The following is a 25,840-nucleotide window of genomic DNA, read 5'->3' on the forward strand; positions in this document are numbered from 1 at the left end:
AGAGGCTCCTCATGCATTCATCCACTGGCGGATCACCGCCGTCGATTCCGCCGGGCTGCGGGCGATGGCTTCTCCCAGACGCTTGATGACCGAGAGGCGGATGCCGCCCTCGATCTGGTCGTGCGCGATCTCCTGATCGAGCAGCGTCAGGTCCTGCGCGGCCTCCAGCGGCGGCAAGGCGGGCTGCGCCGCGCCCGGCGGAAGCGCGGGCGGCTCGGGCGGTTCGCGCAGATCGACCGGCGGCAGCAGCTGGTCCGTCGCGCGGCGGCCATAGGGGCGCTGGCGCCCGCGCAGATAGCGGGCGGCCACCGCGATGCCGATCGCCAGCACCACCCATTTGGCGAGATCGAACAGCTGCGATGCGGTGATGCCGAAGGGCAGCGCGCCGGCGCGCTCGGCCTCGGCTTCGGCGGCGGTGAAGCGCATCGCCTCCACCGCCACCGTATCGCCACGGCCGGGATCATAGCCCACGGCATTCTCCACCAGCCGGGTCAGACGCTGCAGCTCGGGCGGCGCCAGCCCCTTGGCGCCGCCATCAACCATCACCGCCACCGACAGCCGCTCCAGCCGGCCGGGCGCCCGCACGCTCACCGTCTGGGTGCGGCTGTTCTGGAAGCTGGTATCCTCCGAATTCTCCTTGCGCGCCGAGCGCTGGCTCTCGCCGCTGCCGCCGCCCAGCCGGGCGCCATTGGCCTCGGGCAATTGGCTGGCGACGCTCGCCCCCTCGGCGCCGGCGCTGTCGGCATCGTTGCGCTCGCTCGTCTCCATGGTGACCTGGCGCGCGATCACCTGCTTGTCGGGATCGTAGCTCTCGGCCTCCTGGCGCGTCTGCTCGCGGTCCAGGGTCGCCGCCACTTCGGCACGGACGCGGCCATGGCCGAGGATCGGCTCGAGCATCTGTTCGATCTGGGTGCGCAGCCGGGCCTCGATCGCCGCCTGCTGCGCGTCGAGATCGCCGGCGGCGCCGATCCCCTCCTCGCCCGCGCGCGCGAGCAGCGCCCCCGTCTGATCGACCAGCGACACGCTGCTCGGCAGAAGATCGGGCACCGACGAGGCGACGAGGTAGCGGATCGCCTGTACCGCTTCGGGCGGCAGCCGGCCGTTGGTGCGCACCGTGACGGCGGCGGTCGCCTTGCGCGCCTCGGTGGCGAAGAGTTCGCGTTCGGGCATGACGATATGGACGCGCGCCCGCTCGACATGGTCGAGGCTCTGGATCGATTTGGCAAGCTCGCCCTCGATCGCGCGGGTTTCGTTGAGGCGAGCGCGCGAGGCGGAGACGCCGAAGGGCTCCTCCTGGTCCAGCACCTCATAGCCGATCTTGCCGCCCAGCCGCTCGGCCGCGAGGCTCATGCGCAGCTCGGGCAGCTTGTCCACCGGGGCGAGCACCGCCTTGCCGTCGTTGGACAGAAGGAAGGGCACGTTCTGCGCCTTGAGCTTCCCGGAGATCGCCTGCGCCGCGCTGGCATCCAGATCGGTGAACAGAAAGCCCATCGCCGGCGTGGCGGTGCGGAAGGCCAGCGCGGCGATGCCGAGCAGCAGCGCCACGCCCACGCCGCCCATCAACAGCAGCCGGCGCGATCCGATCTGCGCCGTCAGTTTCCGCAGTTCCTGGAGCAAGTCAGGCCTCGTGCTGAGCGATCAGTGGCGAGAAGGCACGCGCCTTCGCCTTCTATATAGAAGGTGGCGTCCCGGCCGGGTCCGCCTCGGGGCCAGATTTCGCATCGGGCTCGGCCCGGCGGAGAAAAGGTGCCAGTTCGGCGACGATCGCGGCGCGGCGCGCGGCAGCGCGCAGCTCGGTGCCGCCCTCGTCCCACAGGATGGTGCCGTCACCGGGCGGCAGCGCCTCGTCGGGCACCAGCGTCACCGCCAGCGTGCGCCGCTCGCGCGCGGCGCGCGCGGCGAGCGCCTGCTCCATCCGGCCGACCAGCGAGGGATGGAGATGCAGCCGCAGCCGGGTGCCGCGGCCGAGCTGAGCGAGCACGCGCGCCAGCGCCTCGTCGATCGCGCGGACGGGCTCCAGCGCCACGGCATGGCCGGCCAGCGTCTCGGCAGCGACCAGCGCCAGCTCGGCCGCGTCCTGCACGACGTGGCGGACATGATCCGCCAGCCGCGCATCGAGATCGTCAAGGCCGGCCTGCAGCGCGTCCACCGCCGCCAGCAGCGCCCCGCCCGCCTCCTCGCGGCCCTGGGCGAGCCCGGCGGCGAAGCCTTCGCGCCGGGCCGTCTCGACCGCCTCGTCGCGCGCCAGCCGCGCCGCCTCGAGCGCGCCGCGCAGCGTTTCGATCTGCGCGTGCAGCTGGGCGGGGCCGGCGGCGGCGGCGGCCTCCTCCGGCACCCGGAACGGCCGCTCATAACCGAAGGGTTTGATGTGCATCCTCTGCCTCCCGCAAGATCGGCGCTGCCGGCCGCTCAGTAGATCATCGCCTCTTCGGCCTTGGGATCGACGAGCAGGATCTCGCCGCTGTCGCCGAGCGCCTTGGCGAGGCGCACCAGATTGACCTGGGCTTCCTCGCAATCGCGCGCGCGCACCGGGCCCATCGCCGCCATGTCGTCGCGCATCAGCTTGGCCGCGCGCTGGCTCATCACGCCGAAGAAGAGCTGCTTCATCTCTTCCGGCGCGCCCTTCAGCGCCAGCGCCAGCTCGCGCTTGTTGGCGTTGCGCACGATCACCTGCACCGCCGCGGGCAGCAGCCGGCCGAGATCCTCGAAGGTGAACATCAGCGCGCGGATGCGCTCGGCGCTTTCGGGCGAGCGCTCGTCGAGCGCGGCGAGCATCCGCTCCTCGGTGCTGCGGTCGAGCGCGTTGAACATCTCCGCGATCGCCTCGTGCGGATCGCGGCGCTGGGCGCGCGCCAGATTGCTCATGAACTCTCCGCGCAGCGTCTGCTCCACCTGCTGGATCACGTCCTTCTGCACCGTGTCCATGCGCAGCATGCGCATCACCACGTCGGTGGCGAGTTCGGGCGGCAGCTCGCCCAGCACCCGCGCCGCATGATCGGAGCGCAGCTTGTGCATGATGACCGCGATGGTCTGCGGATATTCGTTCTTCAGATAGCCGGCTAGCGCCGCCTCGCTGACATTGGACAGCTTGTCCCACATGGTGCGGCCGGACGGCCCGCGAATATCCTCCATGATCTCCTTCACCCGCTCGGGCGAGAGCACCGCCGTCAGCAGCCGCTCGGCACTGTCGTAGGAGCCGTGGAGCGTGGTCATGCTGGAGACCTCGCTGGAGAAGACGCGCAGCAGATATTCGATGGCAGGCGCCGGCACGCGACCCAGCTGGGCGATGCAGGCGCTGAGTTCCTTCACCTCCTCGATCGAAAGCAGCCCCCAAATCGGTGCGCCATGTTCCTCGCCGAGGGCGAGCATGAGCGCGGCGGCACGCTGCAGGCCCGATAATTTGCCGACCTCGGGCGGCTCGGCCAAGGCTGCGACGGTGCTCATCTGGGCGGTCTCCCGATAAATCCGGCCAGTCCGCGCGGCCGCGCGGCGGATGCTTCTATCTATAGGATGAGTTCACCGCCCCGACGCTTGGGACCAGACGATGGCGAAAATCTTCGACGGCCTGGCCGGCCTCGCGCTGTTCAGCGGCAGCAGCAAGGTGCTGGACCAATATTACCAGGCCGTGGCGCAGGGCGATGGCAATTTCCAGAGCGCGACGGTGCGCAAGGCGCGGGCTCTGTTCAAGACGCCGCCCAGCACGCCGCCGTGGAAGGAAAAGGGCGCGAAGGAGGCGGATCCCGGCAAGCTCTCCACGGTGCGCGCGATGCGCACCATCATCGATGCCGATCGCACCAGCCAGTCCAAGGATCCGGATGTCACCGCCTCGATCATCACCTACAAGGCGCTGGATCGCTTGCAGATCCTCGCCGAGGCGGCGGCCAAGCCCGGCCTGTCCGAAGCCGAGCGCGCCAGCCTCGCGCGCAGCTTCGACAAGGGACTGAGGGATCTGCAAAGCTACATGTCCGGCGCCACGCTGGACAAGCTGCGCCTGTTGTTCGGCGAGCTTTCAAGCCACACCGAAAGCAACAAGCTGGGCGGCGACGTCAACAGCTTCACCGGCCAGACGAGAGTGCTCGCCAGGAGCGCGGATGGCCTTCTCCAGGGCGTGTCGGGCAGCGAGCGGATCGAGATCACGCTCGGCAATCGCGACGGCAAGGGCAGGACGGACACGGTGACGCTGGACCTGTCGACCCTGGGCCAGCCGCCCAGGCTGGGCGAGGTGGTCAAGGCGCTCAACGCGAAGATCGGTTCCATCGCCCTGACGACCAGCGACGGCAGCCCGCTGCTGGATGGCGCGGGCAGGCCGATCCCGCGCTGGGGCGCGCAGTTCACGCTCGAGCTGGTCGGCGAGGATCAATGGGCGATCGGCTATCGGCTGCCCGCCAACGAGACGGTGCGCCTCGGCCAGGCGGGCGCGCCGGACTCGATCATGGTGGTCAGCGCGCAGACCGATGACAATGGCACCACCATGGCCATGCGCCGGGTCGACAATCCGCAGGACGAAACCGCCAACGCGCGTCCGCTCGACCGGATCGGCGCGATCGATCGCGACGCCACGGCGCGCGAGGCGGCGAAGAACGACGAGGCGAAGCGCCCCAAGGGACCGGACGGCAAGCCGCTGCCACCGCCCGATCCCACCAAGCTGGCGGACCTGGACGTGCGCGCCATGGCGACCGATGCGTCCGGCAGCAGCTATGTCGTCGGCACCACCGATGGCGATTTCGGCGCCTATCGGTCCACCGGCAAGACGACGCTGTTCGTCACCAAGCTGGACAGCGCCGGCCATGTGCTGTGGCAGCATCCGCTGGGCGAACCGGGCACCTCAACGGGGGGCGCGATCTCCGTGGATGCCGCCGGCACCGTCACCGTCAGCGGCACCGTGTCCGGCGATCGCGACCGGACCGTGTCGATGGACGACGACATGGTCGTCGCGCGCTTCACCGCCAGCGGCCAGAAGATCTTCAGCACGGCGATCCGCTCGGGCGGGGACGACAGCGCGACGGCGGTGACGGTGGGCGCGGACGGCAGCATCTATGTCGGCGGCCAGACGAGCCGCGACGGCGTGCGGCAGAATTTCGTCTTCCAGATCGATGCCGGCGGCAATCTCAGGCAGCGCGCCACGCTCGCCACCGATACGGGCGGCACGATCAAGGCGCTGGCGGTGGATCCCAGAAGCGGCGCCCTGCTCGCGCTGACCCGCGACGACGCCAGCGCCGTGCTGCGCACGCTCGATCCCGCCACCATCACCGAGCAGGCGCAGTTCGATCTCGGCGCGGTCGATGCGCGCGCGCTGGCGGTGTCGTCGGAGGGGCGGGTCGCGGTGGCGGGCGCCACCACCGGCACCGCGGTGGCGGGTGCGCAGGCCAATGGGCTGACGGGCGGCCGCGACGCCTTCGTCACCCAGCTCGACGCCACGCTCGCCAATGCCAGGACCAGCTATGTCGGCGGCGGGGGGGACGATCAGGCGGACAGCGTCGCCTTTATCGGCGATGCGATCGTGATCGGCGGCCGCACCAAGGGCGATCTCGCCGGCACGCGCACCGGCAAGGTGGATGGCTTCACCGCGCGGATCGCGCTGGACAGCGGCGCGGTGGGCGCCATCGCGCAATTCGGCACCTATGAGGAAAGCGTGGGGCCGGTGCTGGTCGGCCGCGTGCCCGGGCCGGGCAGCGCGCTGCAGGCGCTCGGTCTGCCCTCGGGCGATCTGGGTGGCGTGGAGGCGCCCGATCTCGCCTCGCAGACGGGGCTGCACGGCAAGGACGAGGCGATCGGCGCCGCGGGCGATCGCTTCCAGCTTCGCCTCAACGACATGCCGGCCTTCACGGTCGAGATCGACAAGGACGAGACGATCCGCACCCTGGCCGACAAGATCAAGCGCAAGCTGGGCAAGGCCGTCACCGTCACCGCGCCCGTGGTGGAGGGCCGCGCCACGCTCAAGATCAGCGTGACGCCGGGGAACAGCCTCAAGATCATGCCCGGCCCCCAGGATCAGGATGCCCTGCCCCGGCTCGGGCTGGAGGCCGGAACGCTCATCTCGGACAAGCCCCCCGCCAAGGACGAGCCGAAGGTGAAGCCGGGCGGCAAGTTCGCTCTGTCGCTGACCACCACGCTCAGCCTTGCCAGCCGCGAACAGGCCAAGACGGCGGTGGACGCGATCAAGCAGGCGATCGCGCGGGTGCAGGGTGCCTATAGCTCGCTCTACTGGTCGCCCGCCAAGGCGGCGCTGCTGGACAAGACCCAGGGCCAGCCGATCGACGCGCGGACGCAGAAGCAGATCGACAGCTATCGGTCCGCGCTGACGCGGCTGGGCGGCTGAGGCGCACGCCATGCCCAGCCAGCCGCCATTGCTCGACGCGATCACCCGCTCGCTCCACCATCTCGCCACCCGGCAGCGCGTGGTGGCCGAGAATATCGCCAACAGCGAAACGCCCCATTTCCGCGCGCGCGACGTGCGGCCGCCCGATTTCGGCGCGCTGCTCGAACGCCAGATCGGGCGTGGCGGCGTGCAGCGCATCACCCCGCCCCAGGTGGTGCCAACCGAGGCGATGGTGGCGCTCGGCGTGCCCCGCCCGGCGGACCGCGCCACCATCCGCGACCGCGCGACGAGCGAGACCAAGCCCGACGGCAACACCGTGTCGCTGGAAGATCAGCTGCTGAAAATGGGCCAGATCCGCACCGATTTCGCCGCCATGACCAATTTGTACCGGAAGCAGCTTGGCCTCATCAACGGCGCCATCGGCCACGGCAACTAGCCGGGCGTCCCCAAAGCACCCGTTACGGGAGCTGGGCGCGGGTGGCGCGGCATGCCGGCCGTGATAGGCTGGTCGCATGGAGCTGCACTTCACCAAGCGCGCCGGCCGGTTCGACACGCTGATCCTGATTCGGCCAACCGGCGAGCCGGAGACGATCGCCTGCCCGAAACAGGGCATCATCCCGCACGATATGGTGCATTACGCGGTCGAAACCGTGCTCGGCCGGCGCGGTTTCCTCGCGCGCGTGGCGGAAGGCGGAGCCGCGGATTTCACCGCGCCGGGCGAGGTCGACGAAGCGGCGATCGAGCGGCTGGTGGAGTGCGTCCAGGCAGAATTATGGGGCGGCCCCGTGCCGGCGGCGGATCTGATCGCCATGTATGAACAGGCCTGCGGCGCGCGGGGGCATGGCGCGATCGCCGTGACGCACGCGGGGATCGAGGCGATCCGCGCGCGGTTGGAGGATCTGTCGCGCGCATGGTCGGCCCTGCCCCCGAACGAGACGATGCGGCTGCGCGTCTGAACGGCCGGGGCGCCCGCCAGGTCCAGCCGTCGCTCCGCACCCTCCGCCGTTCACCGCGTCGCACGCATAGCAAAGGGGCCGAAGGACAAGCCCCCGGCCCCTGCCTGGTCCGGAACGGTTGGCGGGACTTAGAAGTCCATGCCGCCCATGCCGCCCATGCCGCCGCCCGGCATGCCGGCGGGCGCCGGCTTGTCGTCGGGCAGTTCGGCGACGGTCGCCTCGGTGGTGATCAGCAGGCCGGCCACCGAAGCGGCGTCCTGGAGCGCGGTGCGCACCACCTTGGTCGGATCGATGACGCCGGCGGCGACGAGATCCTCATAGACGTCGGTCGAGGCGTTGAAGCCCAGCTTCTCGTCGGTGCCGTCGAGCAGCTTGCCGGCGACGACGGCGCCGTCGAAGCCCGCATTCTGCGCGATCTGCTTGACCGGCGCGGTGATCGCGCGACGGATGATGTCGACGCCGCGGGTCTGGTCGTCGTTCACGCCCTTCAGGCCGTCCAGCGCCTTGGTGGCATAGAGCAGCGCGGTGCCGCCACCCGGGACGATGCCCTCTTCCACGGCCGCGCGGGTCGCGTGCAGCGCGTCGTCGACGCGGTCCTTGCGCTCCTTCACCTCGACCTCGGTGGCGCCGCCGACCTTGATCACGGCCACGCCACCCGCCAGCTTCGCCAGACGCTCCTGGAGCTTCTCGCGATCATAGTCGGACGTGGTGATCTCGATCTGCGCGCGGATCGCCTCGACGCGGGCCTTGATCGCGCCCTCGTCACCGGCACCATCGACGATGGTGGTGTTGTCCTTGTCGATCGTGACGCGCTTGGCGGTGCCGAGCATGCCGACGGTGACATTCTCGAGCTTGATGCCGAGATCTTCCGAGATCAGCTCGCCCTTGGTGAGGATCGCGATGTCCTCGAGCATCGCCTTGCGGCGATCGCCGAAGCCCGGCGCCTTCACGGCCGCGACCTTCAGGCCGCCGCGCAGCTTGTTGACCACGAGCGTGGCGAGCGCCTCGCCCTCGATGTCCTCGGCGATGATGAGCAGCGGACGGCCCGACTGCACCACCGCCTCGAGGATCGGAAGCATCGACTGGAGGTTCGACAGCTTCTTCTCATGGATGAGGATGTAGGGGTCGCTGAGCTCGACCTGCATCTTCTCCGGGTTGGTGATGAAATAGGGCGAAAGATAGCCGCGGTCGAACTGCATGCCCTCGACGACGTCGAGCTCGAACTCGAGACCCTTCGCCTCTTCGACGGTGATCACGCCTTCCTTGCCGACCTTCTCCATGGCCTCGGCGATCTTCTCGCCGACTTCCTTGTCGCCATTGGCGGAGATGATGCCGACCTGGGCGACCTCGTTCGAGCCGGCGACCGGCTTGGAACGCGCCTTCAGATTCTCGACGACCTTGGTCACGGCGAGATCGATGCCGCGCTTCAGATCCATCGGGTTCATGCCGGCGGCCACCGACTTCATGCCCTCGCGGACGATCGCCTGGGCGAGCACGGTCGCGGTGGTGGTGCCGTCACCGGCGAGATCGTTGGTCTTCGAGGCCACTTCGCGCACCATCTGGGCGCCCATGTTCTCGAACTTGTCCTTCAGCTCGATCTCCTTGGCGACGGTGACGCCGTCCTTGGTGATGCGCGGGGCGCCGAACGACTTGTCGATCACGACATTGCGGCCCTTGGGGCCGAGCGTCACCTTCACCGCGTCGGCGAGGATGTCGACACCGCGCAGAATCCGCTCGCGGGCGTCGCGGGAGAACTTAACGTCCTTCGCAGCCATGTTGTATTCCTTCCTAGAAACAGGGTCCGGCCGGGGCCGGACAAGAAGCGGTCGCGATCAGCGGCTCAGCCGACGATCCCCAGGATGTCGCTCTCCTTCATGATGAGGAGATCCTCGCCGTTGATCTTCACCTCGGTGCCCGACCACTTGCCGAACAGGATGCGATCGCCGGCCTTCACGTCCAGCGGGCTCACCTTGCCGCTCTCGTCCTTGGCGCCGGCACCGGCGGCGACGACCTCGCCCTCCTGCGGCTTTTCCTTGGCGGAATCGGGGATGATGATGCCGCCGGCCGTCTTTTCCTCGGCCTCGACGCGACGAACGAGCACGCGGTCGTGCAACGGACGAAAGTTCATGGGATCGACCTTTCTCATGCGCGCCGGCCTCGCCCCCCTGTCGGAGTCGGCCGGCATGGGAAACACTGTTAGCACTCTCGTGCGGCGAGTGCCAACGCGGCGGATATGGCGCTGTCAGGGGGATCGTCAAGCGGGGCGCGGAACAATTTTCGCCGCATCGGGCGGCGCGATTGTCAGCCCCGCTCCGCTTCTATAGCGCTGCGCGCGTGACGGTGAGGTGACGGCGCATGCGTTTCGTACGGGCCTTCTGGCGTTTTCTGGTTGGGGTCAAGGATCTGCTGGCGCTGATCCTGCTGCTGATCCTGTTCGGGGGGCTGTTCGTCGGCTTGTCGGGCGGCGGCCCGGCGGTGCCGTCGGGCGGCGGCGCGCTGGTGCTGGATCTGAAGGGCGCGCTCGCCGAGCAGCCGGCCGATGCGCGGGCGCTCGATCTCGTCAATGGCGGCGACGCCGGCGGATCCCAGTCCGTGCGGCTGCGCGACATGGTGCGCGCGGTCAAGGCCGCGGCCGGGGATGATCGCATCAAGGCGCTGGTGCTCAACCTCGACGGCTTCACCGGCGGCGGCCAGGCGGCGATCTCGGAGCTTGGTCGGGCGATCGATCTGGTCCGCGCCGCCGGCAAGCCCGTGCTCGCCCGCGCCACCGCCTATGATGATGCGCGCTACCTCATCGCCGCCCATGCCAGCGAGATCTGGCTCGATCCGCTGGGCGCGGTGCTCACCCTCGGGCCGGGCGGCGCGCAGCTCTATTACAAGGGGCTGCTCGATAAGCTCGGGGTCGAGGCGCATGTCTATCGGGTCGGCAAGTTCAAATCGGCGGTGGAGCCCTTTATCCGCAGCGATGCGAGCCCCGAAGCGCGCGCCGCCAACCAGGCGCTGATCAACGCGCTGTGGACGCAATATCAGCAGGAGGTGGCGCGCACGCGGCCCAGGGCCCAGCTCGCCGCCTATCTCGCTCGGCTGACGGCCGGCCAGCTTCCCAATCTCTCGCTCGCCGAGGCGGCCCGCGCCGCCGGGCTGGTCGATCATCTGGGCGACCGCATCGCCTTTGGCCGCCACGTCGCCGATCTGGTGGGCGCCGATGCCAAGGCCGGCCCCGGCGGGTTCAAGACGGTGGCGCTATCGGATTGGGTCGATCTCAATCCCGCGCCGAGCGGCGGCGACGCGATCGGCGTCGTCACCGTGGCGGGCGCGATCGTCGACGGCAAGGCGCCGCTCGGCACCGCCGGCGGCGACAGCATCGCCGAGGCGCTCAATCGCTCGCTGGCGCGCGACGACCTGAAGGCGCTGGTGGTGCGGATCGACAGCCCCGGCGGCTCGGTGACCGGATCGGACCGGATCCGCTCCGCCATCCTCGCCGCCAAGGCCAAGGGCCTGCCGGTGGTGGTGTCCATGGGTTCGGTGGCGGCGTCGGGCGGCTATTGGGTGGCGACCGCCGGAGACACCATCTTCGCCGAGCCTTCCACCATCACCGGCTCGATCGGCGTGTTCGGCATCATCCCGACCTTCCAGAACGCGCTCGGCAAGATCGGGCTTTCGGCTGATGGCGTCGGCGCCACGCCGCTGTCGGGCCAGCCCGACGTGCTGCGCGGCACCACGCCGGTGGCCGACGCGATGCTCCAGGCCGGCGTCAACCAGACCTATGCCCGCTTCCTCGCGCTCGTCGCGGGCGCGCGCCACATCCCGGTGCCGACGGTGGACGCGATCGCGCAGGGGCGGGTCTGGGATGGGGCGACCGCGCGCCGGCTCGGGCTGGTGGATCATTTCGGCGGCCTCGCCGATGCCCTGGCGGAGGCCGCGCGTCGCGCCGGGCTCGATCCGGCGCAGGTCCATCCGGTCTTTGTCGAGCGTCCGGCCTCGCTGCGGCTGCGGCTGCTGCGCATGCTGACTGACGGCGCCGATCAGGGCGCGCAGGGCCGCGCGGACGATGTCTTCGCCGGGCTGCGCGCCGCGCCCGATCTGGCGGCGGCGCGCGCGCTTGGCGATGCGCGGATGATCCTCACCGGCCCGGCCATTCAGGTGCGCTGCCTCGTCTGCGGCGCGGCGCTGCCGCCCGATCCGGCCGATCTCCGCACCACGCGCGGCCTGCTCAGCCATGCCGGCTTCTGAACCGGCGCGCGGGCCGGCGCTGATCCGGCCGGTGCGGCGGGAGGACGCCGCCGCCATCGCCGAACTCTACCGCCCCTATGTCACGGACAGCGTCATCACCTTCGAGCTGGCGGCCCCCGACGAGGGCGAGATCGGCGCGCGGATCGAGGCGATCACCCACGCCTTCCCCTGGCTGGTCGCCGAGCGGGAGGGCGCGGTGATCGGCTATGCCTATGGCAGCCCCTATCGCACGCGCGCCGCCTATCGCTGGGTGGCGGAGACGGGCATCTATCTCGCGCCGGCCGCGCAGGGCCAGGGGCTCGGCCGCCTTCTCTACGGCGCCCTTTTGGACGCGCTGGCGGCGCACGGCTATGTCGCCGCCATCGGCGTCCTCACTTTGCCCAATCCGGCCAGCGAGGCGTTGCACGCGGCGCTCGGCTTCCGCCCCGCCGGGGTGCAGCCGGGCATCGGCTTCAAGCAGGGGCGCTGGCACGATGTCGGCTTCTGGCAGCGCGATCTCGCGCCGCGCACGGCCGATCCGGCGGTGCCTCAGCCGCGATAGGCGGGCAGCGCCAGGCCGCGCGCGATCGCGGCGGCGCGCAGCGCGAAGCCGGCGAGCACCGCCACCGCCGCCGGCCAGGGCGCGGCGAGCCCGGCACGCGTCAGCCCCACGAACAGCCCCGCCGCAAGCGCCGCCGCGGTGACATAGAGTTCGGGTCGCAGGATGATCGACGGCACGCCCGCGACGACATCGCGGATGATCCCGCCCAGGCAGGCGGACACCACCCCCATCATCGCGGCGGGCAGCGGCGGCACGTCATAGCTCAGCGCCTTGCCCGCGCCATAGACGGCATAGGCGGCGAGGCCGGCGGCGTCGCACCAGTCCAGCGCGGCCTCGGGCCACCAGCGTCGCGGCACCAGCCACACCAGCGCCGCCATCGCCAGGCAGATGCCGAGGCTGGCGGGATCGCGCAGCCAGAAGACGGGCGCGCCGATCAGCAGGTCGCGCGTGGTGCCGCCGCCGGTGCCGGTGACGCAGGCGAAGAAGCAGAAGGTGACGAAGGTCTGCCGCGCCCGTGCGGCGGCGAGCGCGCCCGAGGCGGCGAACACCGCCAGCCCGGCCATGTCGAGCCAGGGCAGCACCGGCCCGAGCGGCGGCAGGCTAAGCGGATGCACCATGACGCCTGGTTTCGCCGCGCCGCTCGCCAAGATCAACCGTCGCCGCGCCGGAACCGGCCCCCGCCGCCGCCGGTTGGGCGGCCATGACCCTGATCTATGATGTCGCCGTGATCGGCGCCGGCACCGCCGGGCTCGCCGCCGAACGCGCTGCGCGTGCGGCCGGGGCGAACACCCTGCTGATCGATCCGCAGTTCGCCGGAACGACCTGCGCGCGCTGCGGCTGCATGCCGTCCAAGCTGCTGATCGCGGCGGCGCGGGCCGCGCAGGCGGTGCGGCGCGCGCCGGACTTCGGCGTGGGCGCGTCGGCGCCTGCGGTCGACGGCCGGGCGGTGATGAAGCGCGTGCGGGACTTGCGCGATCGGTTCACCGCCGGGGTGGAGGCGGACATCGCCGCCCTGCCGGAGGGCGTCAAGCGGCGCGGATCGGCGCGCTTTCTCGGCCCGACGCGGCTCGGGCTCGACGATGGCGCGGAGATCGAGGCGCGCGCGGTGGTGATCGCCACCGGCGCCCGGCCGGCGCTGCCGCCCGCCTTCGCCGCGCTCGGCGATCGCGCGCTGACGCACGAAAGCCTGTTCACGCTCACCGATCTGCCCGCGCGGTTGGGCGTGATCGGCGCGGGGCCGCTGGGGCTGGAGCTTGCCCAGGCCTTCGCCCGTCTCGGCGTGGAGGTGGCCGTCTTCGATCAGGGGCAGACGCTCGGTGGCGTCGCGGCGGACGGGCCGATCGGCGCGGCGCTGCGCGACGTGCTGACGCGCGATCTCGCTCTGCATCTCGACACCGAGGTGATCGCCGAGGCGGAGGGCGATGGCGTGCGGCTGCGCTGGCACGGCGCCAGCCAGGGCAGCCTGATGGTGGATCGCCTGTTGGTCGCGACCGGGCGGCCGCCCGCGCTGGACGAGCTCGATCTCGCCGCGACGGGGCTGGTTCTGCCCGAAGACGGATCGCTGCCGATCGACCCGGAGACGCTCCAGCTGGGCGCCGGGCCGCTGTTCATGGCCGGCGACGCCGATGGCGTGCGCCCCGTGCTGCACGAGGCGTCCACCGAGGGCGCGATCGCCGGGCGCAACGCGGCGCTTTATCCGCAGATCGCGCGCGTGCGGCGCGACCCGCCCTTCTCGATCCTCTTCACCGAACCCTCGCTGGCGCTGATCGGCGAGACCGACCGGGCGGACGCGCTGATCGGCGAATCCGATTATCGCGACCAGGGGCGCGCGACGATCGACGGCGTGGCAGACGGGCTCGCCCGGCTCCATGCCGCGCCCGACGGGCGCCTGATCGGCGCCGAGATCTTCGCGCCCGGCGCCGAGCATCTCGGCCACCTCCTGGCCTGGGCGATCGCCGACGGTCTCGCGGCCCACCAGCTGCTCGACCGGCCCTTCTATCACCCCACACTGGAAGAAGGGCTGAAGCCGGCGCTGCGCGCGCTCTGCGCGCGGGCCGGCACCATGCCGCCGGCCGAGCGCGACGAAGGCAGCCCCGCCGGCCCCTGATCCGTCACCCGCCACAGGCCGAAGCGCGCGCCCGGGATCGGCACGGGCGCGAGCCAGGGCGGGATGCGGCCCGCCACCAGATGCGCGGCGAACCCGTGGGGCGCCGCCACGATCGAATCGCGGGTTTCGACATAGGTCGGGCAGAGCAGGACATAGGTGAGGCCGTGCCGGCGCAGCACCGTGCGGGCGGTCGCATCCGATCCCTCGAAGGCGCGGATGCTCTCCGCCATCGCCGCATGGTTGCGGTGATGGCCGCTGGCGAGCGCGCTGTGGTGCGTCGCCATCAGCAGCGTCGGCGCGAGATCGAAGGGCAGCAGGAAGCGCGCCGGCGCCAACCTGTTGAGCGCGGCGAGGCTGGACGCGCTGCGGCACGCCTCGCCGGCCGCCCGGCCGGCGGGATCGGCCGGCGGCGCCGCGAGCAGCCCCGCGCCCAGACCGGACAGGATCGGAGGCGCCAGGGCGAGCCCGGCGGCGGCGGCACCCGCGACCCGCACCAGCGCGCGACGGTGGGCGGCGGCGCGCGCCATCAGCCGCGCCATGGCCCAGGCAGCGGCGGGGACGACGAGGAGATTGGCGAGCGCGCTCGCCCGCAGCACAAGCACGGCGACGAGCGTCGCGGCGGCGAGCAGCGCGGCGTAGCGCATCCAGAGCGCCCGCGCCGGCCCTGCCGCGCTGCGCCAGCCGGCCAGCGCGCAGCCGAGCCCGATCAGCGGATACAGGATGACGCCCAGCGCCACCGCCCCGCCCGCATGCCAGATGGGCATGCCTTCCTTCACCCCTTCGTACCAGCGATGCCGCACGATCGGCTCGAGCGCGGCGAAGGCGTCCGCTCCGCAGCGCGGCGGCAGCGCGTGAAAGGCGAGCCCGGCGGCCAGCGCGACCAGGCCGAGCCCGGCAAGCCGCGCCACGCGCCGCGCGGGCGCCGCCGCCGCCAGCCCGATCACCCCCGCCGCCGCCACGCCCAGCGCGGCGAGTTGCGGCGGCGAGATCGCGTCGCAGGCGCCCTCCCGCGTGCCGGGCGCATGGAGGCCGAGGAAGAGCAGCGCCTCGCCCAGCGCCAGCGTCGCCAGCGTGGACGCCAGCCACCGCCCCTCCGCCCGGCGTCCGCTCCAGGCCCAGCCAAGCCCCGCAACACCCAGGATGGCGACCGCCATCGGCAGCGATTCCAGCGAGATCTGAAGGCCGATCGCCAGCGCCAGCGCGGCGGCAAGCGCGCTGCGTCGGCTTGGCGGCGCCAGCGCGGCGGCGATCGCGGCAAGGCTGAACACAATCTCCCAGCCATGATGATCGATGCGGAGCGGCAGGAACTGGGCGAGGCCGGGCGGGCAGAGCGGCACCAGCGCCACGGCGAGCAGGCCCACGCGCGCGCCGGCCAGCCGCCGCGCGATCAGCCCGATCGCCAGCATCGCCAGGAAGAGCGTGGCGAGCGGCACCAGCACCGTCGCCCACAGCTCCGCGCGCGCGGCGCCGAGCAGCGGGCGCAGCGCCAGCACCAGTGCCGCCAGCGGCAGGTCCACCAGGCGCGACCAGTGCATCGGCGCGCCGAAGGGCGGGTTGAGCCGATGCTGGCTGACATCGCGAAAGGTCTGGCCGCCCAGCCAGTCGCGCAGCTCGACGAGGCGGAGCTGGTCGTCGGCGTCCAGATAGGTTCCCGCCGCGATCCGACCCCGGGCGAGCAGCACCATCAGCAGCGCCGCCGCCAGCCAGATCAGCATCACCGCGAGCGCGAACCGTCGCGCGTCGGCGCGCGGCGCCACCGGCCCGCTCAGGCGACGCGGCGGCGCGGCACCGCCCGGTCGGCGTTCAAGGCCGCCGCGATGTCGGCGGCATCGCCCTCGGCGCCCGCCTCGTGATATTCGGCATCCTCGTTCACCGCCCACACATCGTGGACACGGCGCCCGGCCAGGATGTTGCGCACCGACAGCATCGCCGTCATCATCGCATGATCCTGATTATTGTAGCGGTGCATCCCGTTGCGGCCGACAAGGTGGAGCGTGGGATAGAGGCTTTCCAGCTCGCCCCGCAGCGCCTCCACATTGTCGCGATAGGCGGCATCGTAGATCGGATAGGCCTTCTCCTGCCGCACCACCACGCCGCCCTCCACGGCGGCGGGATCGCACAGGCCGAGCGTCGCCATCTCGGCGGTGGCAAGCTCGATCAGCGCCTGATCGGACATGCCCCACAAGCCGTCGCCCTCGAAGCAGAAATATTCCAGCCCGACACAGGCGACCGAGGGATCGGGCACCATCTCGGGCGACCAGGAGCGGTAATTCTGGATGCGCCCCACCTTCACCTTCGGGTCATGGATATAGATCCAATTGTCGGGGAAGAGATCGGGCGCGCGAATCTTGAGCGCCACGGTCAGGAAGTCGCGATAGCGGAGGTCGAAGGCGGCGGTGGCGGTGCGGGGCAGCGGGTGGAGGCGCGCGGCAAGCTCGCGCATCGGCGCCGAGGAGATGATCGCGCGCGCGCGGATCAGGCGCTGGCCGCCATCGCCGGTGGTGGCGAGCAGATGCCAGCAGCGCTCCGCCGCGTTCCAGCTGAGGCGGGCGAGCGCATGATCCATCAGCACTGCGTTGCCGCCGGCGACGACATGATCGCGCGCCGCCTCCCACATCATGCCCGGGCCCTTGCGCGGATAGCGGAAGCTCTCGAGCAGCGTCTTGGCGGCCATGCCGTCATTGGGGCGCCGCGCGAGGCCGAGCGACCGCTTGAGGCCATCCAGCACCGCACCGCCCAGGCTCAGCCCCTTGATGCGCTGCGCCGCCCAATCGGCCGAGATCTCGTCGCACGCCATGCCCCATACTTTTTCGGTATAGGTCTTGAAGAAGATGCCGAAGAGGCGCGCGCCGAACTGGTTGATCGTCCAGTCCTCGAAACTTTGCGGATCGCGGCGCGGCCGCAGCCGGGCCCGCGCGAAGGAGGCCATGCAGGCGATCGAGCGGCCGATCCCGAGATTGCGCAGCGCCTCGAACGCCCGCAGCGGATAGGCGTAGAATTTGCCCTCGTAATAGATGCGGCTCATGCGCGGCCGCTCGATGAAATCGTCGGGCAGGATCTCGTTCCAGAGCTCCACCACCTGACGCGATTTGGAGAAGAAGCGGTGGCCGCCGATATCGAAGCGGAACCCGTCCTGCTCGACCGTGCGGCTGATGCCGCCAACGTAGCGGGGATCGCGCTCGATCACCGTCACCGATCGGCCCGCCTTGGTGAGCAGATAGGCGGCCGTGAGCCCCGCCGGGCCGGCGCCGATCACGCCCACATCCACCACCGCGCCGTCCTCGCCCATCTGCTCTTCCCTGGTAGCGATCGGAAGGCCATGCCGCAGACGCCGCTAAGACATAGTTAATCGGAGATATTTCTTGTGGATACCAATGGCCTTAGCCATGGGCGGGGAAGCGCGGCGCGGGCCGCCGGAGGCAAGCCGATGCACTGCGTCTCGATTGTTCAGGCGGCGGCGCTGATCGCCCTCGTCGCGGGTGCCGGCACGCCGGCGGCGGCCGCCCAGGCCATGCCCGGCGCGCCGGGCGAGATCGTGACCGACATGGCCTTCGATCCGCTCGTCCAATGTCTGCGGAGCGAATGGAGCCCGGCCGGCCGCCTCACCGCCATCAACACCGCCGCCGGGGTGATGCTGGATCTCAATTTCGACAGCGTGGGCGCGGATGGCCGGGTCGCCAATGGCCATGCGCTGTTCTCGGTGGACGATCTCGGCACCCAGCGTCGCATCCGCGCCACCGCCGCGACCCCGGCCGACGCCCCGCTGGCCGCCCAGCTGCTGGCCAGCGCCGCCCGCCACTGCGCGCCGGAAAGCCGCAACTGACGGGGCCGGCGTCGCCCATGACGCCGCCCGCCCCGTCCGGCTCAGCCGCCGCTCACCATTGATAGGCCTTGGGCAGCGCGCCTTCCTGCGGCGTGAGGTAGCGGTCGCGCAGCTCGGTCTGGCGCGAGCGCATGGGCTGCGGGCGCCCGTCGATGAACAGCGCCACCGGCGCCGAGGCGAGTTCGAGCGGATCGCCATCCCACAGGACGATGTCCGCGCGCCGGCCGGGCCGCAGCGAGCCGATCTCGCCGCCCAGGCCGAGTATCTCCGCCGGCCGCGCGGTGATGGTGGCGAGCGCCTCGCCCCAGCTCAGCCCGGTGGCGCCGGGCAGCTTGCCGATCGCCACGAGATTGCCCGCGAACTGCTTGAGATTGCGCTGCATCGGCGCGGGCGCGCTGGCATCGACGCTGGACAGTGCGACGGTGACGCCGGCCTGGCGCAGCCGGCCGACATTGCTCTCCGTCGCCGACAGCCGCTCGAACCGCTCGGGCAGATCGGCGAGCGCCGCGGCGATGACGGGGACATGGGCGGCGGCGATTTCGGGGGCGACGCGCCAGCCCTCGGTGGCGCCCACCAGCACCAGCCGCAGCCGGGGGTAGCGCGTGGTGAGCGCCAGCACCGCGCGAATGTCGCTCGCGCGCTCGACATGGACGAGCAGCGGCTGCCGCCCGTCCAGCACGGGCAGCAGCGCCTCGGCATCGCCGCGCTTCACCAGCGAATCGCGCTCGCGTCCGCCAAAGGCGGTGGGGTTGCGGCGATACTCCTCGGCCTCGGCGAGCGCGTCGTGCAGCACCGCGAACGCCGCGGGTCGGCTGCCGCCCGCCAGCTGCGCGCCCTCCTCGCCGAATTCGACATATTGGAAGGCGCGCGCCTTGAGCACCGGCGGCGCACCGGCGCCCAGCCCGATCACCGCCCCCTGCCCGGCGAAGATCGATCCCGCCGCGTCCGGCGTCAGCACCGCGCGGGTGATGCCGCCGAGCCGCTCATTGCCGAGGATCGCGGCATCGGGATTGACCGCGGGGGCGATGTCGATCGCGGCATGGAAGGGCGCGCCGCGCGCCGACACATCGTTGCTCTCCTCGATGCCCTCGGCGTCGGACAGGCCGATATTGGTGAGGCCGGCGACGAGGCCGGGCGACACCCATTTGCCGCGCGCGTCGATCCGCCGCGCCTCTGGAGGGATCGCCACGCCGGCGCCGGCGGCGAGGATGCGGCCGTCGCGCACCAGCACGATGCCGTCCGGGATCGGCGCCGAGCCATCGCCGATCGCGACGGTGCCGCCGGTGATGGCGATCGTTTCGGCGACCGCCGGGGCGGTGGCGATCAGGCCCGCCAGGCCAAGCAGCAGCGCCTTCACTTCACGTCTCCCGCGCCAGGCTGGCCCAGTTCGAAATCGCTCACCGGCCGCCGCTTGGGATCGGCCGAGTCGTAGAGCAGCGCGCCATCCACCCACACTTTGTCGGGGCGGGTGTAGACGCTGAAGGGATGGCCGTTCCACAGCACCAGATCGGCCATCTTGCCGGGCTTGAGGCTGCCGGTGCGATCGGCGATGCCGAGCGCGCGCGCGGGGTTGTAGGAGAGCCACTCCCACGCCACCGCATCCGGAATGGCGATGCCGGCCCGGCGCCCGGCGGCGAGCGCCTTGGCGACTTCCTGGTTCAGCCGCTGGATTCCGTTCTGATCGTCGGAATGGATCATCGCGCAGGCGCCGGCCTGCTGCAGAATCGCGAGATTTTCGGGGATGCCATCGTAGCTTTCCATCTTGAAGCCGTACCAATCGGCCCAGACGGCGGCGCAGACATTCTCGCGCTTGAGATAGTCGGCGATCTTATAGGCCTCCACCGCGTGGTGGAAGGCGCTGACATGATAGCCGAACTCGTGCGCCATATCGAGGACGTTGGCCATTTCGTCGGCACGGTAGCAGTGGTTCTGGACGAGGATCTCGCCCGCCAGCACGCCGGCCAGCGTGTCCATGCCGATGTCGCGCGCCGGGGGTTCGCCGCCGTCGCGCTCATATTTGTCCCATTTGCGCTTATACTCGACCGCCTTGGCCCAGGTCTGCCGGTCCACCGCGATATTGCCCATGCGCGTCGAGGGCTCGCGGCCCTTGGAGCCGTAGACGCGCTTCGGATTTTCGCCGCACGCCATCTTCAGCCCATAGGGCGCGCCCGGAAACTTCATCGCCTGGGCGGTGCGGGCATAGACATTCTTCACCACCACCGAGCGGCCGCCCATGAGATTGGCCGATCCCGGCAGGATCTGCAGCGTGGTGACGCCGCCATTCATCAGCGCGCGGCCGAAGCCGGGATCCTGCGGCCAGACGCTGTGCTCCGCCCACACATCGGGCGTGGTCGGCGCGGTCGCCTCGTTGCCGTCGGACAGCGCGGCGATGCCGGGCGAAGGATAGTCGCCGAGATGGCTGTGGATATCGACGATGCCGGGGGTGAGATATTTGCCCGTGCCGTCGATCCGGGTGACGCCCGCCGGCGCCTCGACGTGCGGCCCGACCGCCACGATCTTGCCGTCCGCGAACAGCGCCTCGCCGCTGTCGATCCGGCCCCCCTCGCCGTCGAAGATGGTCACGTTCGTCACCAGCGTCGGCACGCCCGGATAGGGCCGATAGGTGGACGGATACGGATCATGGGCATAGCCCTTGCCCGGCCCCGGCCCCTTGGCGGGCGCGGCGGCGGCGCTTTTCGCCGGGCCCGCGCCACTTGGGCCGGTCGCGCAGGCGGCCAGCGCCAGCGCGCCCGCGCACGCAAACAAATGTGTCGCTCGCATAGTCACCCCTTGTCCCCCGAACCGCGTTGGTAAGCGTGCTTCGGGGCCTCGCGCAAGCGATGGCTTGAGCCCGCCATGCTGCACCCGCTAAGAGGAGCGATCCAAACGGGAGACGCGACCGTGCGCCTTGTGCCTACCACCCCCTTTACCGATCAGAAGCCCGGCACCTCCGGCCTCCGCAAAAAGGTCGGCGTGTTCCAACAGCCTCATTATGCGGAAAACTTCATCCAGTCGGTGTTCGATGTGGTGGCCGCTCCGGCGGGTGCGACACTGGTGATCGGTGGGGACGGCCGCTATCACAACCGCACCGTGATCCAGACCGCGATCCGCATGGCCGCCGCGAACGGCTTTGGCCGCGTGCTGGTCGGGCGGGGCGGCATCCTCTCCACCCCGGCCGCCTCCAATCTGATCCGCGCCCGCGGCGCCTTTGGCGGGCTGATCCTGTCGGCCAGCCATAATCCCGGCGGCCCGCACGGCGATTTCGGCATCAAATACAATGTCTCGAACGGCGGCCCCGCGCCCGAGAAGATCACCGACGCGATCTTCGCGCGCACCAAGGCGATCACCGAATATCGCCTGGCCGAAAGCCCCGATCTCGATCTGGACGGGCGCGGCAGCCTCGAGGTGGAGGGAATGACGGTCGAGATCGTCGATCCGGTCGAGGATTATGCGGCCGCGATGGAGCAGCTTTTCGATTTCGGGGCGATCCGCGCGCTGATCGCGTCGGGCTTCCGCCTCCGTTTCGATGCGATGCACGCGGTGACCGGTCCCTATGCCCACGAGATCCTTGAGAACCGCCTCGGCGCGCCCAAGGGGACGGTGGTGCATGGCACGCCCTCCGAGGATTTTGGCGGCCACCATCCCGATCCCAACCTCGTCCATGCGCGCGCGCTGTATGAGGAGATGATGGCGCCTGACGCGCCCGATTTCGGCGCCGCCTCGGATGGCGACGGCGATCGCAACCTCATCATCGGCAAGGGGCTGTTCGTCACCCCCTCCGATTCGCTCGCGGCGCTGGCGGCGAACGCGCATCTGGCGCCCGGCTATGCCGCCGGGCTCAAGGGCATCGCCCGCTCCATGCCCACCAGCCAGGCCGCCGATTGTGTCGCCGAGGCGCTGGGCATCGGCTGCTACGAGACGCCGACCGGCTGGAAATTCTTCGGCAATCTGCTCGATGCCGGCATGGCGACGATCTGCGGCGAGGAAAGCGCCGGCACCGGCTCCGATCATGTGCGCGAGAAGGACGGGCTCTGGGCCGTGCTGCTCTGGCTCAACATCCTCGCCGTCCGCAAAATCCCGGTGGCCGAGCTGATGCGGGATCATTGGGCCCGGTACGGCCGCAATTATTATGCGCGCCACGATTATGAGGGCGTCGCCAGCGAGGGCGCCGAGGCGCTGATGGCCGGGCTGCGCGGCAAGCTGGAGGGGCTGCCCGGCAGCCATGTCGAGGGGCTGGTCGTCGCCGCGGCGGACGATTTCGCCTATACCGATCCCACCGACCAGAGCATCAGCCGCAACCAGGGCGTGCGCATCCTGTTCGAGGGCGGCTCGCGGATCGTCTTCCGCCTGTCGGGCACCGGCACCGAGGGCGCGACGCTGCGCGTCTATCTGGAACGCTATGAGCCGGCCGATGGCGCGCTCGATCTCGTCACCGGCGAGGCGCTCGCGCCGCTCGTCGCCGCAGCCGAGGCGATCGCCGGCATCAGCGGCCATACCGGCCGCAACGAGCCCGACGTCATCACCTGAAGCCAATTCCGCCGGCGCGCGCGCCCGCGCAGCGCCGGCGGATCTTTCGTGGAGCGCTGCATGACCAAACCCCCGCTCGGCCGCGATACGCGGCTGTGCATGTCGCTGTCCGGCCGGCCGAGCAATTTCGGCACGCGGCTGCACAACCGCCTCTACGAGCTGACAGGGCTCGATTATGTCTATAAGGCCTTCACCACCCGCGATCTCGCGGCGGCGATCGGCGGCATCCGCGCGCTCGGCATCCGTGGCTGCGCCATCTCCATGCCGTTCAAGGAAGCGGTGATCCCGATGCTGGACGCGCTGGAGCCCTCCGCGCGCGCCATCGACAGCGTCAACACCATCGTCAACGACGATGGGCACCTCACGGGCCACAACACCGATTATAGCGCGGTGGCGGCGCTGATCGGCGATGTCGATCCGGCCACGCCCTTCCTGCTGCGCGGTTCGGGCGGCATGGCCAAGGCGGTGGCCGCCGCGCTGCGCGATGCGGGCTTCCGCCATGGCACGATCGTCGCCCGCACCGAGGCGAGGGGCGCGCCGCTCGCCGCGCAGTATGGCTTTGTCTGGCGTCCGACGCTGGAAGCCGAAGGCGCGCCGCTGCTCATCAACGTCACGCCGCTCGGCATGGAAGGGCCCGAGGCCGAGACGCTCGCCTTTCCCGAGCCGATGATCGCGGCGGCGCAGATCGTGTTCGACGTGGTGACGCTGCCGGTGGAAACGCCGCTGCTGCGCGCCGCCGAGCGGCTGGGCAAGCGGCGTATCCTCGGCGCCGATGTGATGGTGCTCCAGGCGATCGAGCAGTTTCGCCTCTATACGGGCGTGACCCCCACCGCCGCGCAGGTGGCCGAGGCGGCGGCCTTCGCCCGCGCCGCCTGACCGGTGCGACCCGTCCGCCGCGCTCAGCCGCGCGGGCGGGTCGTTACCTTCTCGATATGCTTGGCGTTGATCGCGGCGGGGATGATGCGATCGACATAGATGCCCGGCGTATGGATGGCGTCGGGATCCAGCGTGCCGGTCTCGACGATCTCCTCGGCCTCGACCACCGTCACCTTCGCCGCCGTCGCCATCATCGGGTTGAAGTTGCGCGCCGTCTTGCGGAAGACGAGATTGCCCGCGCGATCCGCCTTCCAGGCCTTCACCAGCGCGAGATCGGCGCGCAGCCAGCGCTCGCGCACGTAGAGTTCGCCGTCAAATTCCTCCACCGGCTTGCCGTCCGCCACCACCGTACCGACGCCGGTCTTGGTGTAGAAGGCCGGAATGCCCGCCCCGCCGGCGCGGATGCGCTCCGCCAGCGTGCCCTGGGGGTTCAGCTCCAGCTCCAGCTCGCCCGAGAGATATTGCTGCTCGAACAGCTTGTTCTCGCCGACATAGGAGGAGATCATCTTGGTCACCTGCCGGCTTTCCAGCAGCATCCATAGGCCCAGCCCATCGGCGCCGGCATTGTTGGAGATGATTGTCAGCCGCGACACGCCCCGGCGCCGCACCTCGGGGATCAGCGTTTCGGGATTGCCGGACAGGCCAAAGCCGCCCGACATGATCGTCATGCCGTCGAACAGCACGCCCTCCAGCGCCGCCGCCGCGTCCGCAAACACCTTGTCCATCGCCGATCTCCGCCCACAGTTTAGGCGCCGATGCCTGTTGGGCCGGCGCGATTCAAGCCGGCGCGAACGCCGCCGCGAGCAGCGCCGCCAGCTTCAGCCCGCCGGCGACATCGGCTTCGCCGAAGCGCGCCACGCGCGGGCTGTCGAGATCGATCACGCCGAGCACCCGCCCGTCCGCCGTCACGATCGGCACCACCAGCTCGGAGGCGGAGGCCACGTCGCAGGCGATATGGCCGGGAAAGGCGTGGACATCGTCGACGCGCTGCACCGCGCCCGTGGCGGCGGCGGTGCCGCACACCCCCTTGCCCAGCGGGATGCGGATGCAGGCGGCGCGGCCCTGGAAGGGGCCGAGCACCAATTCGCCTTCCACCATGCGGTAGAAGCCGGCCCAGTTGAGATCGGGCAGCATCTCCCACAGCAGCGCCGCGACATTGGCCATGTTGGCGATGGCGTCGGGCTCGCCCTCCGTCACGGCGCGGGCGGCGGAGAGGAGATCGTCCCACTGGATGGCGGGATCGGTGGAAGCGGCGGGCTCGAAATCGTACATGGCGCCGCTCTAGGCGGTGGCGGCGATGGCGTCCATCGCCTCAGTCCAGCCGGGGCTTGCCGCGCCCGGCCTTGATCGCGCTGCGGCTGCCCTTGGCGTCCAGGCGGCGCGTCTTGCTGGCCTTGGTCGGCTTGGTGGCGCGGCGCGGCGTGGGCCGCTTGCACGCCTCGCGGATCAGCGCCACCAGCCGCGCCAGCGCCGCCTCGCGGTTGCGCGGCTGATCCCGATATTCGTCGGCGCGCAGCACGATCACGCCCTCGCCCGTCAGCCGCGATCCGGCGAGCCGCTGGAGCCGGATCGACACGGCATCGGGCAGCGAGGGCGAATGGCGCGCATCGAAGCGCAGCTCCACCGCCGAGGAGACCTTGTTCACATTCTGGCCGCCCGGCCCCGAGGCGCGGATGAACTTCTCCTCGATTTCGTCGCTGTCGATCGCGACGCTGGCGGTGATCGGGATGCGGGCCATGGCTCAGTCCTGGGGCAGCAGCGCGTGCCAGGGCGCGAAGCGCGCCGGCAGCGGCGCCTCGCCGCGCACCGGCGGCTTGGGCGGCCGCGGCACCTCCAGGCGCCACGCATGGAGCATCAGCCCGCCACCGGCAACGCCATAGAGCGGATCGCCGACGATCGGCAGGCCGAGCCCGTCGGCGGCATGGACGCGCAGCTGGTGGGTACGGCCGGTCTCGGGGCGGAATTCCACCAGCGCCCGCCCCTCCGCCGCGCCGAGCAGCCGCCAGGCCGTGACCGCCGGCTTGCCCTGCGGATCGACGACCATCCGCCAGCCCTCCGCCGCCGTGGAGCGCTTGCCCAGCGGCAGGGCGATGCGGCCCTCCGCCTCGGCCGGAACCCCGTCGAGCACGGCGAGATAGGTCTTGCGCGCCTGGCGCTCGGCAAAGGCGGCGGCGAAGCGCTGGTGCGCCTTCGGGTTGCGCGCGAGCAGCAGGCATCCGGAGGTATCCGTATCCAGCCTATGCACAGGTTGCGGAGGGCGGCGGAAACCGAACGATAAGGATTGGACCTTAGTCGTGACGCTGTCGCCGCCGCGTCGCGGCTGATCGACCGGCAGGCCCGCCGGCTTGTCGATCAGCAATGCCTCGCCGTCGAGGAAAAGGATATGTTCCGGGCCCATGGCCCGCCTGTGCCATGGCCGCCACGGTCCTGCAAATTCAACCGATCCGGAAGCATCTTC

23 protein-coding genes are annotated in these 25,840 nt (G+C 70.8%); 9 read left to right on the forward strand and 14 right to left on the reverse strand.

The window, feature by feature from the left end:
- Positions 1–9: 9 nt before the first annotated feature.
- The 3 genes from fliF to fliG all read right to left on the reverse strand — a co-directional run bounded on the left by fliF (position 10) and on the right by fliG (position 3,444).
- The gene (gene fliF / locus LHA26_RS01955) at positions 10–1,560 is read right to left on the reverse strand and encodes a flagellar basal-body MS-ring/collar protein FliF (protein WP_252168269.1); all 1,551 of its coding nucleotides are present in this window, start codon (positions 1,558–1,560) and stop codon (positions 10–12) included.
- Positions 1,561–1,669: 109 nt separating this feature from the next.
- The gene (locus LHA26_RS01960; RefSeq protein ID WP_252167079.1) at positions 1,670–2,374 is read right to left on the reverse strand and encodes a FliH/SctL family protein; all 705 of its coding nucleotides are present in this window, start codon (positions 2,372–2,374) and stop codon (positions 1,670–1,672) included.
- Positions 2,375–2,409: 35 nt separating this feature from the next.
- Positions 2,410–3,444 (reverse strand): flagellar motor switch protein FliG, encoded by a 1,035-nt coding sequence (gene fliG / locus LHA26_RS01965; RefSeq protein WP_252167080.1) that lies wholly within the window; start codon positions 3,442–3,444, stop codon positions 2,410–2,412.
- Positions 3,445–3,544: 100 nt separating this feature from the next.
- Here fliG and LHA26_RS01970 point away from each other — a divergent pair, with 100 nt between their 5' ends.
- From LHA26_RS01970 to LHA26_RS01980, 3 genes are all read left to right on the forward strand, one after another.
- The gene (locus LHA26_RS01970) at positions 3,545–6,319 is read left to right on the forward strand and encodes an NHL repeat-containing protein (protein ID WP_252167081.1); all 2,775 of its coding nucleotides are present in this window, start codon (positions 3,545–3,547) and stop codon (positions 6,317–6,319) included.
- A 10-nt stretch (positions 6,320–6,329) separates the two neighbouring features.
- The gene (locus LHA26_RS01975) at positions 6,330–6,755 is read left to right on the forward strand and encodes a flagellar biosynthesis protein FlgB (RefSeq protein WP_252167082.1); all 426 of its coding nucleotides are present in this window, start codon (positions 6,330–6,332) and stop codon (positions 6,753–6,755) included.
- 76 nt (positions 6,756–6,831) lie between these two features.
- Positions 6,832–7,275, forward strand: a complete 444-nt coding sequence (locus tag LHA26_RS01980) for a hypothetical protein (RefSeq protein WP_252167083.1) — start codon at positions 6,832–6,834, stop codon at positions 7,273–7,275.
- Positions 7,276–7,403: 128 nt separating this feature from the next.
- Here the strand turns inward: LHA26_RS01980 and groL are convergent, their stop codons facing one another.
- Together groL and groES are read right to left on the reverse strand one after the other, a co-directional pair.
- Complete coding sequence (gene groL / locus LHA26_RS01985; protein WP_252167084.1) at positions 7,404–9,050, reverse strand: chaperonin GroEL; 1,647 nt, start codon at positions 9,048–9,050, stop codon at positions 7,404–7,406.
- A 65-nt stretch (positions 9,051–9,115) separates the two neighbouring features.
- Positions 9,116–9,403 (reverse strand): co-chaperone GroES, encoded by a 288-nt coding sequence (groES, locus tag LHA26_RS01990; RefSeq protein ID WP_252167085.1) that lies wholly within the window; start codon positions 9,401–9,403, stop codon positions 9,116–9,118.
- A 227-nt stretch (positions 9,404–9,630) separates the two neighbouring features.
- On the opposite strand from groES, the gene sppA reads away from it, so the two are divergent.
- Positions 9,631–11,508 (forward strand): signal peptide peptidase SppA, encoded by a 1,878-nt coding sequence (sppA, locus tag LHA26_RS01995; protein WP_252167086.1) that lies wholly within the window; start codon positions 9,631–9,633, stop codon positions 11,506–11,508.
- Positions 11,495–12,049, forward strand: a complete 555-nt coding sequence (locus tag LHA26_RS02000; protein WP_252167087.1) for a GNAT family N-acetyltransferase — start codon at positions 11,495–11,497, stop codon at positions 12,047–12,049. Before sppA ends, LHA26_RS02000 begins: the two co-directional genes overlap by 14 nt.
- On the opposite strand, the gene LHA26_RS02005 is transcribed toward LHA26_RS02000, so the two are convergent.
- The gene (locus LHA26_RS02005; protein ID WP_252167088.1) at positions 12,037–12,666 is read right to left on the reverse strand and encodes a trimeric intracellular cation channel family protein; all 630 of its coding nucleotides are present in this window, start codon (positions 12,664–12,666) and stop codon (positions 12,037–12,039) included. The genes LHA26_RS02000 and LHA26_RS02005 overlap by 13 nt on opposite strands.
- Positions 12,667–12,749: 83 nt before the next feature.
- On the opposite strand from LHA26_RS02005, the gene LHA26_RS02010 reads away from it, so the two are divergent.
- On the forward strand, positions 12,750–14,156 hold the full coding sequence (locus LHA26_RS02010) for a dihydrolipoyl dehydrogenase (protein ID WP_252167089.1): 1,407 nt from the start codon (positions 12,750–12,752) through the stop codon (positions 14,154–14,156).
- On the opposite strand, the gene LHA26_RS02015 is transcribed toward LHA26_RS02010, so the two are convergent.
- Together LHA26_RS02015 and LHA26_RS02020 are read right to left on the reverse strand one after the other, a co-directional pair.
- The gene (locus tag LHA26_RS02015; protein ID WP_252167090.1) at positions 14,048–15,913 is read right to left on the reverse strand and encodes a hypothetical protein; all 1,866 of its coding nucleotides are present in this window, start codon (positions 15,911–15,913) and stop codon (positions 14,048–14,050) included. The two genes, LHA26_RS02010 and LHA26_RS02015, sit on opposite strands and share 109 nt — an antisense overlap.
- Positions 15,914–15,921: 8 nt before the next feature.
- A complete protein-coding gene (locus tag LHA26_RS02020) occupies positions 15,922–17,445 on the reverse strand; it encodes an NAD(P)/FAD-dependent oxidoreductase (protein ID WP_252167091.1) in 1,524 nt (507 codons plus the stop codon).
- A 138-nt stretch (positions 17,446–17,583) separates the two neighbouring features.
- Between LHA26_RS02020 and LHA26_RS02025 the strand changes: the two genes are divergently transcribed.
- Positions 17,584–17,979 carry a hypothetical protein gene (locus LHA26_RS02025; RefSeq protein ID WP_252167092.1) on the forward strand — a complete coding sequence of 132 codons (396 nt, stop codon included), beginning with the start codon at positions 17,584–17,586 and terminating at the stop codon, positions 17,977–17,979.
- 52 nt (positions 17,980–18,031) lie between these two features.
- Here the strand turns inward: LHA26_RS02025 and LHA26_RS02030 are convergent, their stop codons facing one another.
- Positions 18,032–19,336 carry an amidohydrolase family protein gene (locus LHA26_RS02030; RefSeq protein ID WP_252167093.1) on the reverse strand — a complete coding sequence of 435 codons (1,305 nt, stop codon included), beginning with the start codon at positions 19,334–19,336 and terminating at the stop codon, positions 18,032–18,034.
- Positions 19,333–20,760, reverse strand: a complete 1,428-nt coding sequence (locus LHA26_RS02035) for an amidohydrolase (RefSeq protein WP_252167094.1) — start codon at positions 20,758–20,760, stop codon at positions 19,333–19,335. The genes LHA26_RS02030 and LHA26_RS02035 overlap by 4 nt, the downstream gene beginning before the upstream one ends.
- 75 nt (positions 20,761–20,835) lie before the next feature.
- Here LHA26_RS02035 and LHA26_RS02040 point away from each other — a divergent pair, with 75 nt between their 5' ends.
- Both LHA26_RS02040 and LHA26_RS02045 read left to right on the forward strand, forming a co-directional pair.
- Entirely contained in the window at positions 20,836–22,506 is a 1,671-nt protein-coding gene (locus LHA26_RS02040) for an alpha-D-glucose phosphate-specific phosphoglucomutase (protein WP_252167095.1), read from the forward strand.
- A gap of 60 nt (positions 22,507–22,566) precedes the next feature.
- A complete protein-coding gene (locus tag LHA26_RS02045; RefSeq protein ID WP_252167096.1) occupies positions 22,567–23,382 on the forward strand; it encodes a shikimate 5-dehydrogenase in 816 nt (271 codons plus the stop codon).
- Between the two features lie 23 nt (positions 23,383–23,405).
- On the opposite strand, the gene LHA26_RS02050 is transcribed toward LHA26_RS02045, so the two are convergent.
- From LHA26_RS02050 to LHA26_RS02065, 4 genes are read right to left on the reverse strand one after another with little or no spacing between them, the layout of a single operon-like run.
- Positions 23,406–24,107: a CoA transferase subunit A gene (locus LHA26_RS02050; protein WP_252167097.1), complete on the reverse strand. Its 702-nt coding sequence runs from the start codon at positions 24,105–24,107 to the stop codon at positions 23,406–23,408.
- 52 nt (positions 24,108–24,159) lie between these two features.
- Positions 24,160–24,654: a GAF domain-containing protein gene (locus LHA26_RS02055; protein ID WP_252167098.1), complete on the reverse strand. Its 495-nt coding sequence runs from the start codon at positions 24,652–24,654 to the stop codon at positions 24,160–24,162.
- Between the two features lie 40 nt (positions 24,655–24,694).
- Positions 24,695–25,120 carry an alternative ribosome rescue aminoacyl-tRNA hydrolase ArfB gene (gene arfB, locus LHA26_RS02060; RefSeq protein WP_252167099.1) on the reverse strand — a complete coding sequence of 142 codons (426 nt, stop codon included), beginning with the start codon at positions 25,118–25,120 and terminating at the stop codon, positions 24,695–24,697.
- Between the two features lie 3 nt (positions 25,121–25,123).
- Positions 25,124–25,780, reverse strand: a complete 657-nt coding sequence (locus LHA26_RS02065; protein ID WP_252167100.1) for an RluA family pseudouridine synthase — start codon at positions 25,778–25,780, stop codon at positions 25,124–25,126.
- Positions 25,781–25,840 lie beyond the last annotated feature (60 nt).

The organism is Sphingomonas morindae (genome assembly GCF_023822065.1).
In the GTDB taxonomy this organism is placed as follows: Bacteria; Pseudomonadota; Alphaproteobacteria; order Sphingomonadales; family Sphingomonadaceae; genus Solisphingomonas; species Solisphingomonas morindae.

Bases quoted from the DNA above. Each gene is read 5' to 3' on its own strand.
- fliF (WP_252168269.1), bottom strand. From the start codon at position 1,560: ATGGGCGGCGTGGGCGTGGCGCTGCTGCTCGGCATCGCCGCGCTGGCC.
- LHA26_RS01960 (WP_252167079.1), bottom strand. From the start codon at position 2,374: ATGCACATCAAACCCTTCGGTTATGAGCGGCCGTTCCGGGTGCCGGAG.
- fliG (WP_252167080.1), bottom strand. From the start codon at position 3,444: ATGAGCACCGTCGCAGCCTTGGCCGAGCCGCCCGAGGTCGGCAAATTA.
- LHA26_RS01970 (WP_252167081.1), top strand. From the start codon at position 3,545: ATGGCGAAAATCTTCGACGGCCTGGCCGGCCTCGCGCTGTTCAGCGGC.
- LHA26_RS01975 (WP_252167082.1), top strand. From the start codon at position 6,330: ATGCCCAGCCAGCCGCCATTGCTCGACGCGATCACCCGCTCGCTCCAC.
- LHA26_RS01980 (WP_252167083.1), top strand. From the start codon at position 6,832: ATGGAGCTGCACTTCACCAAGCGCGCCGGCCGGTTCGACACGCTGATC.
- groL (WP_252167084.1), bottom strand. From the start codon at position 9,050: ATGGCTGCGAAGGACGTTAAGTTCTCCCGCGACGCCCGCGAGCGGATT.
- groES (WP_252167085.1), bottom strand. From the start codon at position 9,403: ATGAACTTTCGTCCGTTGCACGACCGCGTGCTCGTTCGTCGCGTCGAG.
- sppA (WP_252167086.1), top strand. From the start codon at position 9,631: ATGCGTTTCGTACGGGCCTTCTGGCGTTTTCTGGTTGGGGTCAAGGAT.
- LHA26_RS02000 (WP_252167087.1), top strand. From the start codon at position 11,495: ATGCCGGCTTCTGAACCGGCGCGCGGGCCGGCGCTGATCCGGCCGGTG.
- LHA26_RS02005 (WP_252167088.1), bottom strand. From the start codon at position 12,666: ATGGTGCATCCGCTTAGCCTGCCGCCGCTCGGGCCGGTGCTGCCCTGG.
- LHA26_RS02010 (WP_252167089.1), top strand. From the start codon at position 12,750: ATGACCCTGATCTATGATGTCGCCGTGATCGGCGCCGGCACCGCCGGG.
- LHA26_RS02020 (WP_252167091.1), bottom strand. From the start codon at position 17,445: ATGGGCGAGGACGGCGCGGTGGTGGATGTGGGCGTGATCGGCGCCGGC.
- LHA26_RS02025 (WP_252167092.1), top strand. From the start codon at position 17,584: ATGCACTGCGTCTCGATTGTTCAGGCGGCGGCGCTGATCGCCCTCGTC.
- LHA26_RS02035 (WP_252167094.1), bottom strand. From the start codon at position 20,760: ATGCGAGCGACACATTTGTTTGCGTGCGCGGGCGCGCTGGCGCTGGCC.
- LHA26_RS02040 (WP_252167095.1), top strand. From the start codon at position 20,836: ATGCTGCACCCGCTAAGAGGAGCGATCCAAACGGGAGACGCGACCGTG.
- LHA26_RS02045 (WP_252167096.1), top strand. From the start codon at position 22,567: ATGACCAAACCCCCGCTCGGCCGCGATACGCGGCTGTGCATGTCGCTG.
- LHA26_RS02050 (WP_252167097.1), bottom strand. From the start codon at position 24,107: ATGGACAAGGTGTTTGCGGACGCGGCGGCGGCGCTGGAGGGCGTGCTG.
- LHA26_RS02055 (WP_252167098.1), bottom strand. From the start codon at position 24,654: ATGTACGATTTCGAGCCCGCCGCTTCCACCGATCCCGCCATCCAGTGG.
- arfB (WP_252167099.1), bottom strand. From the start codon at position 25,120: ATGGCCCGCATCCCGATCACCGCCAGCGTCGCGATCGACAGCGACGAA.
- LHA26_RS02065 (WP_252167100.1), bottom strand. From the start codon at position 25,780: ATGGGCCCGGAACATATCCTTTTCCTCGACGGCGAGGCATTGCTGATC.